Annotated in this window: 20 protein-coding genes; all 20 read right to left on the minus strand. The window is 63.5% G+C overall.

The window, feature by feature from the left end; translation table 11 throughout:
* Nucleotides 1-55 precede the first annotated feature (55 nt).
* The 20 genes from rplO to rplC all read right to left on the minus strand — a co-directional run bounded on the left by rplO (nucleotide 56) and on the right by rplC (nucleotide 9,346).
* Nucleotides 56-541 (minus strand): 50S ribosomal protein L15, encoded by a 486-nt coding sequence (rplO, locus tag BMY71_RS16945; protein WP_011503565.1) that lies wholly within the window; start codon nucleotides 539-541, stop codon nucleotides 56-58.
* A gap of 12 nt (nucleotides 542-553) precedes the next feature.
* The gene (rpmD, locus tag BMY71_RS16950; protein WP_011503566.1) at nucleotides 554-748 is read right to left on the minus strand and encodes a 50S ribosomal protein L30; all 195 of its coding nucleotides are present in this window, start codon (nucleotides 746-748) and stop codon (nucleotides 554-556) included.
* Between the two features lie 56 nt (nucleotides 749-804).
* Nucleotides 805-1,380 carry a 30S ribosomal protein S5 gene (gene rpsE / locus BMY71_RS16955; protein WP_011503567.1) on the minus strand — a complete coding sequence of 192 codons (576 nt, stop codon included), beginning with the start codon at nucleotides 1,378-1,380 and terminating at the stop codon, nucleotides 805-807.
* 62 nt (nucleotides 1,381-1,442) lie between these two features.
* Nucleotides 1,443-1,805, minus strand: coding sequence for a 50S ribosomal protein L18 (gene rplR, locus BMY71_RS16960; RefSeq protein WP_011503568.1), 363 nt, complete (start codon nucleotides 1,803-1,805; stop codon nucleotides 1,443-1,445).
* Nucleotides 1,806-1,816: 11 nt separating this feature from the next.
* Nucleotides 1,817-2,350 carry a 50S ribosomal protein L6 gene (rplF, locus tag BMY71_RS16965; RefSeq protein ID WP_011503569.1) on the minus strand — a complete coding sequence of 178 codons (534 nt, stop codon included), beginning with the start codon at nucleotides 2,348-2,350 and terminating at the stop codon, nucleotides 1,817-1,819.
* Nucleotides 2,351-2,463: 113 nt separating this feature from the next.
* The gene (rpsH, locus tag BMY71_RS16970; RefSeq protein ID WP_011441199.1) at nucleotides 2,464-2,862 is read right to left on the minus strand and encodes a 30S ribosomal protein S8; all 399 of its coding nucleotides are present in this window, start codon (nucleotides 2,860-2,862) and stop codon (nucleotides 2,464-2,466) included.
* A gap of 12 nt (nucleotides 2,863-2,874) precedes the next feature.
* On the minus strand, nucleotides 2,875-3,180 hold the full coding sequence (gene rpsN, locus BMY71_RS16975; protein ID WP_011503570.1) for a 30S ribosomal protein S14: 306 nt from the start codon (nucleotides 3,178-3,180) through the stop codon (nucleotides 2,875-2,877).
* A 43-nt stretch (nucleotides 3,181-3,223) separates the two neighbouring features.
* Complete coding sequence (gene rplE, locus BMY71_RS16980) at nucleotides 3,224-3,781, minus strand: 50S ribosomal protein L5 (protein ID WP_011503571.1); 558 nt, start codon at nucleotides 3,779-3,781, stop codon at nucleotides 3,224-3,226.
* Nucleotides 3,774-4,088, minus strand: coding sequence for a 50S ribosomal protein L24 (gene rplX / locus BMY71_RS16985; RefSeq protein WP_011503572.1), 315 nt, complete (start codon nucleotides 4,086-4,088; stop codon nucleotides 3,774-3,776). Before rplX ends, rplE begins: the two co-directional genes overlap by 8 nt.
* Nucleotides 4,088-4,456, minus strand: a complete 369-nt coding sequence (gene rplN / locus BMY71_RS16990; RefSeq protein WP_011441195.1) for a 50S ribosomal protein L14 — start codon at nucleotides 4,454-4,456, stop codon at nucleotides 4,088-4,090. Before rplN ends, rplX begins: the two co-directional genes overlap by 1 nt.
* Before the next feature lie 60 nt (nucleotides 4,457-4,516).
* Nucleotides 4,517-4,765 (minus strand): 30S ribosomal protein S17, encoded by a 249-nt coding sequence (gene rpsQ / locus BMY71_RS16995; protein ID WP_011441194.1) that lies wholly within the window; start codon nucleotides 4,763-4,765, stop codon nucleotides 4,517-4,519.
* An 11-nt stretch (nucleotides 4,766-4,776) separates the two neighbouring features.
* The gene (gene rpmC, locus BMY71_RS17000) at nucleotides 4,777-4,986 is read right to left on the minus strand and encodes a 50S ribosomal protein L29 (RefSeq protein WP_092685348.1); all 210 of its coding nucleotides are present in this window, start codon (nucleotides 4,984-4,986) and stop codon (nucleotides 4,777-4,779) included.
* Nucleotides 4,987-4,996: 10 nt separating this feature from the next.
* On the minus strand, nucleotides 4,997-5,410 hold the full coding sequence (gene rplP / locus BMY71_RS17005; RefSeq protein WP_011503574.1) for a 50S ribosomal protein L16: 414 nt from the start codon (nucleotides 5,408-5,410) through the stop codon (nucleotides 4,997-4,999).
* 33 nt (nucleotides 5,411-5,443) lie between these two features.
* Nucleotides 5,444-6,142, minus strand: coding sequence for a 30S ribosomal protein S3 (gene rpsC / locus BMY71_RS17010; RefSeq protein WP_011503575.1), 699 nt, complete (start codon nucleotides 6,140-6,142; stop codon nucleotides 5,444-5,446).
* Nucleotides 6,143-6,165: 23 nt separating this feature from the next.
* Nucleotides 6,166-6,552, minus strand: a complete 387-nt coding sequence (gene rplV / locus BMY71_RS17015; protein ID WP_011441190.1) for a 50S ribosomal protein L22 — start codon at nucleotides 6,550-6,552, stop codon at nucleotides 6,166-6,168.
* A gap of 10 nt (nucleotides 6,553-6,562) precedes the next feature.
* Complete coding sequence (gene rpsS / locus BMY71_RS17020; protein WP_011503576.1) at nucleotides 6,563-6,841, minus strand: 30S ribosomal protein S19; 279 nt, start codon at nucleotides 6,839-6,841, stop codon at nucleotides 6,563-6,565.
* An 11-nt stretch (nucleotides 6,842-6,852) separates the two neighbouring features.
* Entirely contained in the window at nucleotides 6,853-7,689 is an 837-nt protein-coding gene (rplB, locus tag BMY71_RS17025) for a 50S ribosomal protein L2 (protein ID WP_011503577.1), read from the minus strand.
* 13 nt (nucleotides 7,690-7,702) lie between these two features.
* Nucleotides 7,703-8,002 carry a 50S ribosomal protein L23 gene (locus tag BMY71_RS17030; protein ID WP_011503578.1) on the minus strand — a complete coding sequence of 100 codons (300 nt, stop codon included), beginning with the start codon at nucleotides 8,000-8,002 and terminating at the stop codon, nucleotides 7,703-7,705.
* A complete protein-coding gene (gene rplD / locus BMY71_RS17035) occupies nucleotides 7,999-8,619 on the minus strand; it encodes a 50S ribosomal protein L4 (RefSeq protein ID WP_011503579.1) in 621 nt (206 codons plus the stop codon). The genes BMY71_RS17030 and rplD overlap by 4 nt, the downstream gene beginning before the upstream one ends.
* 1 nt (nucleotide 8,620) lies before the next feature.
* Complete coding sequence (gene rplC / locus BMY71_RS17040) at nucleotides 8,621-9,346, minus strand: 50S ribosomal protein L3 (protein ID WP_011503580.1); 726 nt, start codon at nucleotides 9,344-9,346, stop codon at nucleotides 8,621-8,623.
* Nucleotides 9,347-9,361 lie beyond the last annotated feature (15 nt).

Here is a 9,361-nt window from a genome sequence, read left to right on the forward strand (position 1 = left end):
AATTCCACTGACCCGTCAAGGTCAGCGCCCGCTTTCGCGGGCGATGACGGCAATGTTACGCAGCCTCGCCTTTGTCTTCCTTCGGGGCGAGGATCTTCACCGAACCGCCGGCCTTTTCGACCGCTTCGATCGCCGATTTGGTCGCGCCGTGCACTTCGATGGTGAGCTTCGACTTGAGCTCGCCGCGGCCGAGCAGCCGCACGCCGTCGCGCGAACGACGCAACACGCCAGCCGCCACCAGCGACTCCGCGTTGATCACCGCGCTGGCGTCGATCGTCTTGGCATCGATCGCGTCCTGCAGCCGGTCGAGATTGATCTCGGAGAATTCGAGCCGGAAGATGTTGTTGAAGCCACGCTTCGGCAGGCGCCGATGCAGCGGCATCTGGCCGCCTTCGAAGCCCTTGATGCGCACGCCCGAGCGCGCGGTCTGGCCCTTGCCGCCACGGCCGCCGGTCTTGCCTTTGCCGGAGCCGATGCCGCGGCCGATGCGCATACGCTTCTTGCGCGCGCCGGGATTGTCAGAAATCTCGCTGAGCTTCATCGCCCTGCCCTCTTACTTCTCGTCGACGACGCGAACGAGGTGTTGAACCTTGGCGATCATGCCGCGAACCTCAGGCGTATCCTGAAGCTCGGTGACTCGGCCGATCTTGTTGAGCTTGAGGCCGACCAGCGTCGCACGCTGCGAGTGATGGCGGCGGATTGCGCTGCCGATCTGCTCGACCTTGATGATGTTTGCGGCCTTGGCCATCGTCTTCACTCCAGATCGCGTCTTGTCTCTGTCAGCGTGATCCCGCGATCACGCCGTTATTCGGCAACCACTTCCGCGTCGCCGCCGACACGGCGGGACTGCAGGGTGGAGACCTTGATATTGCGGCGCGCCGCGACCGCACGCGGCGAGTCGAGGTGCTTCAGCGCGTCGAAGGTGGCGCGAACCATGTTGTAGGGGTTCGACGAGCCGATCGACTTCGCAACCACGTCCTGAATACCGAGCGTCTCGAACACCGCACGCATCGGGCCGCCGGCGATGATGCCGGTACCCGCCGGAGCGGCGCGCAGATAGACGCGGCCAGCGCCGTGACGGCCTGCGATGTCGTGATGCAGAGTGCGGCCTTCGCGCAGAGCAACGCGCGTCAGGTTGCGCTTCGCAGCTTCGGTCGCCTTGCGGATCGCTTCCGGAACTTCGCGCGCCTTGCCGTGGCCGAACCCGACCCGGCCCTTCTGGTCGCCGATCACGACCAGCGCTGCGAAACCGAAACGCTTACCGCCCTTAACGACCTTCGCCACACGGTTGATGTGCACGAGCTTGTCGACGAACTCGCTGTCGCGCTCCTCGCGATCCCTGCTCCGTTCGCGTCCACCGCGTTCGCGTTCAGCTGCCATGGTGTTTTCCAATCTTTGCGAGGCTTTCGCCCCGATCCTGGTATCCGTTCAATTCCAAAAACTCAGAAGCTCAGGCCGCTCTCGCGGGCCGCATCCGCCAGCGCCTTGACGCGGCCGTGATACAGGTAGCCGCCGCGATCGAACACGACTTCCTTGACGCCCTGCTGAACCGCGCGCTCCGCGAGCAGCTTGCCGACCGCCTTGGCCGCATCGATGTTCGCGCCGGTGTTGCCGGCGTCGCGCAGCGACTTCTCCAGCGACGAAGCCGAAGCGAGCGTCTCGCCCTTCAGATCGTCGATCACCTGGGCGTAAATATGCTTCGACGAGCGGAACACCGACAGCCGAGGACGGCCGTTGGCGGTGCGCCGCAGCGCGATCCGGACCCGAGTCTTCCGCCGGGCATTCGTGACATTCAACTTCGACATGACCGGCTCCGTTACTTCTTCTTGCCTTCCTTGCGGAAGATGAACTCGTCAGAGTAGCGCACACCCTTGCCCTTGTAGGGCTCCGGCGGACGATAGTCGCGGATCTCCGCAGCCACCTGGCCCACCTTCTGCGAGTCGATGCCGACGACGTTGATCTCGGTCGGCTTCGGCACCGTGATGGTGATCCCTTCCGGGATGTCGTAGATCACGTCGTGGCTGTAGCCGAGCGCGAGCTGCAGCTTCTTGCCCTGCAGTGACGCGCGGTAGCCGACGCCCGTGATCTCGAGCTTCTTCTCGAAGCCCTTGGTGACGCCGTCCACCAGATTCGCGATCTGTGCGCGAGCGGTGCCATACAACGCCTGCGCACGATTCGTCTCGAACCGCGGCGCAACCTTCACCGAGCCGTCCTCGAACTTGACGTCGACGTCGTCGTGCACGACGAACTGAAGCTGACCCTTCGGTCCCTTCATCTTGACGGTCTGACCCTCGACGGTCGCCGTCACGCCGGACGGGACCGTGACGGGCTTCTTGCCAACGCGTGACATGGTCGATCCTTCCTAACCAAACATCTTCCGGCGTAAGCCGCCTCGGAAGATGCGCCAATTCCCGTTCTATCTGCGCGTCCCGGCCGCCTCGTGCGGCCGTTCGCGCACCTCGCTTAGAACACCGTGAACAGAACTTCGCCGCCGACATTGGCGTCGCGCGCATCGTGATCGGCCATGATCCCCTTCGGGGTCGACAGCACCGAAATGCCGAGGCCGTTGTTGACGCGCGGCAAGTTCTTCACCGAAGCGTAAACCCGCCGACCAGGACGGGACACGCGCTCGATTTCGCGGATCACAGGCTCGCCGTCGAAATACTTCAGCTCGATCTCCAGCTCGCTGCGCCCCGAGGGGTGCTCGACGCTGGCGTAGCCGCGGATGTAGCCTTCGCTCTTCAGCACTTCGAGCACGCTTGCGCGCATCCTCGAGCCGGGAGTCGAAACCTTGGACTTCGAACGCATCTGCGCATTGCGGATGCGGGTGATGAGATCGCTGATCGGATCGTGCGTCGACATCTCCGCCCCTCCTTACCAGCTCGACTTGACGAGGCCCGGAACCAAGCCCTTGGAACCGAGATCGCGGATCGCGATACGGCTCAGCTTGTTCAGGCGGTAGACCGAGCGCGAACGGCCGGTGATTTCGCAACGGTTGCGAATCCGGGTCGCCGACGAATTGCGCGGCATCTCGGCGAGCTTCAAGGTCGCCGCGAAACGCTCCTCCATCGGGAGGTCCTTGTCGGCGATGATGGCCTTCAGACGGGCGCGCTTGGGCGCCGCGTTCTTGGTCATCTTCCGCCGACGATTGTTCTTCTCGATCGAACTCTTCTTTGCCATGCCAGGCTCCTGGGTTTCCGCGTTTGAGAGGCTTTTCAGCTTCTCACTGCCGGAACGGGAAATTGAATGCGGTCAACAGAGCGCGCGCTTCGTCGTCGCTGCGCGCGGTCGTGCAAACGGTGATGTCCATGCCCCACGACTCGCCAGACTTGTCGAAGTCGATTTCGGGGAAAATGATGTGCTCCTTGATGCCGAGCGAGTAATTGCCGCGGCCGTCGAAGCTCTTGGGGTTCAAGCCGCGGAAGTCGCGGACGCGCGGCAGCGCGACCGTGATCAGGCGGTCGATGAACTCGTACATCTTGGCCTTGCGCAGCGTGACCTTGCAGCCGATCGGCTGGTTCTCGCGCAGCTTGAAGGTCGAGATCGCCACCCGCGAATAGGTGATGATCGGCTTCTGACCGGCGATCAGCGCCATGTCGGCGGCCGCCTGCTCCGCCTTCTTGCGATCGTTGACCGCTTCGCCGATGCCCATGTTCAGCACGACCTTGTCGAGCCGCGGAACCTGCATGACGTTGCCGTAGCCGAACTTTTCAGTCAGCTGGGTGCGGATGCTCTTGTCGTATTCCGTGCGAAGGCGCGGAACGTATGCCGTCTCAGCCATCGATCTCTGCTCCCGAGCTCTTGGCGATGCGAACTTTCTTGCCGTCCGCGAGAACCTTGAAACCGACCCGGGTCGGTTTGCCGTCCTTGCCGACGATCGCGATATTGGACAGGTGGATCGGCGCCTCTTTCGAGATGATGCCGCCTTCCTGGGTCTGGGTCTGCTTCTGGTGTCGCTTGATCATGTTGATGCCGCGAACCAGCGCCACATCGGCGTCCGGACGGACCTCGAACACTTCGCCCGTGCGGCCCTTATCACGGCCGCTCAGCACGATCACCTTGTCACCCTTGCGAATCTTGGCGGCCATCACAGCACCTCCGGCGCCAGCGAAATAATCTTCATGTGGTTCTTCGCGCGCAGCTCGCGCGGCACCGGCCCGAAGATACGGGTCCCGACCGGCTCCGACTGATTGTTGATCAGCACGGCGGCGTTACGGTCGAAGCGGATCACGGAGCCGTCGGGGCGGCGGATGTCCTTGCGGACCCGGACCACCACGGCCTTCATGACGTCGCCCTTCTTCACCTTACCGCGCGGAATCGCTTCCTTGATCGACACCACGATGACGTCGCCAACGGTCGCATAGCGGCGCTTGGAGCCCCCAAGTACCTTGATGCACATGACACGGCGTGCGCCGGAATTATCGGCCACGTCGAGGTTGGTCTGCATCTGGATCATTGATGCACCTCGTCCTCTCTCTAATGCGCAGATGCGCTCTCAACTGATGCGCGAATGCGCTTAGGCGGTCTTCTTGGGTTCGCCCCGGACAACCGTCCAGCGCTTCAACTTGGAGATCGGCTTGCTCTCCTCGATCCACACCATGTCGCCCGGATGGAACTGATCGTTCTCATCGTGCGCGTGGTAGTTCTTCGAGCGCCGGATGGTCTTCTTGTAGATCGGGTGGGTGAAGCGACGGTCGACGCGCACCACCACGGTCTTGGCTTGCTTGTCGCTGACGACCACGCCCTGCAGGGTCCTCTTCGGCATGTCTCAGGTCCTTACTTCGTCTTGCCGGCGCGCTTCTGCGCGGCGATGGTCTTGATCCGGGCGATGTCACGCCGGGCTTCGCGCAGACGCGAGGTATCCTCGAGCTGGCCCGTAGCGCGTTGGAAGCGCAGGTTAAAGCGCTCCTTCTTCAAATTCAGAATCGCGTCGTCCATCTGGTCGTCGCTCATCGCGCGGATGTCGCCGGGTTTCATCTCAGCCATCATCGACCTCCTATTCCGCGATGCGCGCGACGAAGCGCGTCTTGATCGGCAGCTTGGCGGCGGCCAGCGTCAGCGCTTCGCGGGCGATCTGCTGGTTGACGCCGTCGATCTCGAACATCACCCGGCCAGGCTTGACACGGGCGACCCACAATTCCGGCGCGCCCTTGCCGGAGCCCATGCGGACTTCGGCCGGCTTCTTCGACACCGGAACGTCCGGGAAAATCCGGATCCAGACGCGGCCGGCGCGCTTCATGTGGCGGGTCAGCGCACGACGGGCGGCTTCGATCTGACGCGCGGTGACGCGCTCAGGCTCCATCGCCTTCAACCCGAACTGGCCGAACGCCAGAGTCGCGCCCGACGACGCAACGCCGTGGATGCGGCCCTTGTGCGCCTTGCGGAACTTGGTCTTCTTTGGTTGCATCATGGCTTACGCCCTCAAACCTTATTCTGCAGCAGATCAGGCCGCGTCGCGGCGCGGACGCGAGTTATCGCCTTCGGCCATACGCTTGTCCTGCGCCATCGGATCGTGCTCGAGGATCTCGCCCTTGAAGATCCACACCTTGACGCCACAGGTGCCGAAGGTGGTGAACGCGGTCGCGACGCCGTAATCGATGTCGGCGCGCAGCGTATGCAACGGCACGCGACCTTCGCGATACCACTCCATGCGCGCGATTTCGGCGCCGCCCAGGCGGCCCGAGCAATTGATACGAATTCCTTCGGCACCGAGACGCATCGCCGACTGGACCGCCCGCTTCATCGCGCGGCGGAACGCGACGCGGCGCTCCAGCTGCTGCGCGATCGACTCGGCGACCAGCGTCGCGTCGAGCTCCGGCTTGCGGATTTCGACGATGTTGATGACGACGTCCGACGCAGTGATGTCGGCGACCTTCTTGCGAAGCTTGTCGATATCGGCGCCCTTCTTGCCGATCACGACGCCCGGCCGCGCGGAGTGGATCGTCACCCGGCACTTCTTGTGCGGGCGTTCGATCACGATGCGCGCCACCGCGGCCTGCTTCAATTCCTTGTGCAGGATCGCGCGGATCTTGACGTCTTCATGCAGCAGCTTGCCGTATTCGTTCTTGCCGGCGAACCAACGGGAATCCCACGTCCGGTTGATGCCCAGGCGCAGCCCGATCGGATTGATCTTTTGACCCATCGATAGTCTCCCGCGCCCTGGCGTTAAGCGCTTGCTTCGGCTTCGACCTGACGAACGACGATCGTCAGCTGCGCGAATGGTTTAAGAATACGGCCCGAGCGGCCGCGGCCGCGCGGAGAGAAACGCTTCATCACGATGCCCTTGCCGACATGGGCCTCGGACACGACGAGCGCGTCGACGTCGAGGTCATGGTTGTTCTCGGCGTTGGCGATCGCCGATTCAAGGCACTTCTTGACGTCGACCGCGATCCGCTTGCGCGAGAACTGCAGGTCGGCGAGCGCCGCCGCAGCCTTGCGGCCGCGGATCAGCTGAGCGACCAGATTGAGCTTCTGCGGGCTGACGCGAAGCATCCGGGCGACGGCCTTGGCCTCGTTATCGGGGAGGACCCGTTCGCGCTTGGGTTTGCTCATGACTTCGTCCTCAACCCTTCTTCGACTTCTTGTCGCCGGAATGGCCGTGGAACGTGCGGGTCGGCGAGAACTCGCCGAACTTGTGACCCACCATTTCCTCGTTGATCGCCACCGGGACGTGCTTCTGGCCGTTGTAGACGCCGAAGGTCAGCCCCACGAACTGCGGCAGAATGGTGGAGCGACGGCTCCAGATCTTGATCACGTCGTGACGGCCCGACGCGCGAGCGACATCCGCCTTCTTCAGCAGCGAGCCCTCGACGAACGGGCCCTTCCAGACTGAGCGAACCATGTCCGGCTTCCTTACTTCTTCTTCCGCTTGTGGCGGCTGATGAGAATGAACTTGTCGGTCGACTTGTTCGAGCGGGTCTTCTTGCCCTTGGTCGGCTTGCCCCACGGAGTAACCGGGTGGCGGCCGCCCGAGGTGCGGCCTTCACCACCGCCGTGCGGATGGTCGATCGGGTTCATCACGACGCCGCGGTTGTGCGGGCGACGGCCGAGCCAGCGCTTACGGCCAGCCTTGCCGATCGAGATGTTCATGTGGTCCGGGTTCGACACCGCACCGATGGTCGCGGTGCAGCGGCCGTGCACCAGGCGCTGCTCGCCCGAATTCAGGCGAACGATCACGTAGTCATGGTCGCGACCGACGAGCTGGGCGTAAGTGCCGGCGGAACGGGCGATCTGGCCGCCCTTCCCGATCTTCAGCTCGATATTGTGCACGATGGTGCCGACCGGCATGTTGCCGAGCGGCATCACGTTGCCCGGCTTCACGTCGACGTACGAACCGGCGATCACGCTGTCGCCGACCGACAGACGCTGCGGAGCCAGGATGTAGGCCTGCTCGCCGTCCTCGTACTTGATCAGCGCGATGAACGCGGTGCGGTTCGGATCGTACTCCAGCCGCTCGACCTTGGCCGGAACGTCGACCTTGGTGCGCTTGAAGTCGACGATACGATAGGTCTGCTTGTGACCGCCGCCGCGAAACCGCACGGTGATCCGACCGGTGTTGTTACGACCACCGTTCGAGATCTTGCCCTCGGTGAGCGACTTGACCGGCTTGCCCTTGTAGAGCGCCGAACGATCGACCAACACCAGCTGGCGCTGGCCCGGCGTCGTAGGATTGTATTTCTTCAATGCCATGGTCGGTCCCGCCTTACAGTCCGGTGGTCACGTCGATGCGGTGACCCTCTTCCAGGGTCACGACCGCGCGCTTGACGTCCGACTGCGTGCCGAAGGTGCCGCGGAAGGACTTCGACTTGCCCTTACGTACCAACGTGTTCACGCTCTTGACCTTGACGTCGAACAGCTTCTCGACGGCTTCCTTGATCTGCGGCTTGGTGGCGCCGCTCAGCACCTTGAACACCACCTTGTTGTGCTCGGACGCCATCGTGGCCTTTTCAGTCACGACAGGCGAGACGATCACGTCGTAGTGGCGCGGATCGATCGATTTCATTTGAAGCGCGCCTCCAACGCATCGAGAGCGGCCTTCGTCAGAACCAACTTCCGACGGCGCACGATATCGTAGACGTTGATGCCCTGGACAGGCAGCACGTCGATGTTCGGGATGTTGCGGGCCGCCGTGGCGAACCCGTTATTGACCTCGGCGCCGTCAATGATCAGCGCGTTGGTCAGACCGAGGCCCGAGAAAGCGCCGACCAGAGCCTTGGTCTTCGCCGCTTCGAGTTCGGCCTTGTCGATCACGATCAGCCCGCCGCCCTTGGCCTTCGCCGACAGCGCATGCCTCAGCGCCAGGGCCCGGACCTTCTTCGGCAGGTCGATGGCGTGCGAACGAACCACCGGACCGAACGCACGGCCACCGCCGCGGAACTGCGGAACGCGCTGCGAACCGTGACGGGCGCCACCGGTGCCCTTCTGCTTGTACATCTTCTTGCCGGTGCGCCAAATCTCGGCGCGGCCCTTGGCCTTGTGAGTGCCGGCCTGACGCTTGGCGAGCTGCCAGATCACGCAGCGCTGCACAATGTCCTGACGCGGCTCGAGACCGAAGATGGCGTCGGAAAGCTGGACCGAGCCAGCTTCCTTACCTTCGAGAGTGGTGACTTTCAGTTCCATCTCACGCGCCCTCCTGCTCGGCAGCCGGAGCCGCTACTTCGTCGCCGCCATTGGCGAGCCGGAACTTGCCCGGCTTCGGCGCGTCGGCCGGCAGCGCCTTCTTCACGGCGTCGCGGACCGAGATCCAGCCGCCCTTGCTGCCGGGAACGGCACCCTCGACGAGGATCAGGCCGCGCTCGACGTCGGTCTGCACCACACGCAGATTCAGCGTGGTGATGCGGTCGACACCCATATGGCCGGGCATCTTCTTGTTCTTGAAGGTCTTGCCCGGGTCCTGACGGCCACCGGTCGAACCGATCGAACGATGCGACACCGACACGCCGTGAGTGGCGCGCAGACCGCCGAAATTCCAGCGCTTCATGCCGCCGGCGAAACCCTTACCGGTCGAAGTGCCGGTGACGTCGACGAACTGGCCGACGACGAAATGGTCAGCCTGAATCTCGGCGCCGACCGGGATCAGCGCGTCCTCGGACACGCGGAATTCCGCAACCTTGCGCTTCGGTTCGACCTTTGCGACGGCGAACTGGCCGCGCTCGGCCTTCGGCATATAAACGGTCTTGCGCGCACCCGAGCCCAGTTGCAGCGCAACGTAGCCGTTCTTTTCAGTGGTGCGGTGGGCAACCACCTGGCAGTTGCCCAGCTTCAGCACGGTCACGGGGATATGTTCGCCGGCCTCTGTAAAGACCCGCGTCATCCCGACCTTCTGTGCGATCACTCCGGAGCGCATCGGCGTGCTTCCTGT

The organism is Rhodopseudomonas pseudopalustris (assembly GCF_900110435.1).
In the GTDB taxonomy this organism is placed as follows: domain Bacteria; phylum Pseudomonadota; class Alphaproteobacteria; order Rhizobiales; family Xanthobacteraceae; genus Rhodopseudomonas; species Rhodopseudomonas pseudopalustris.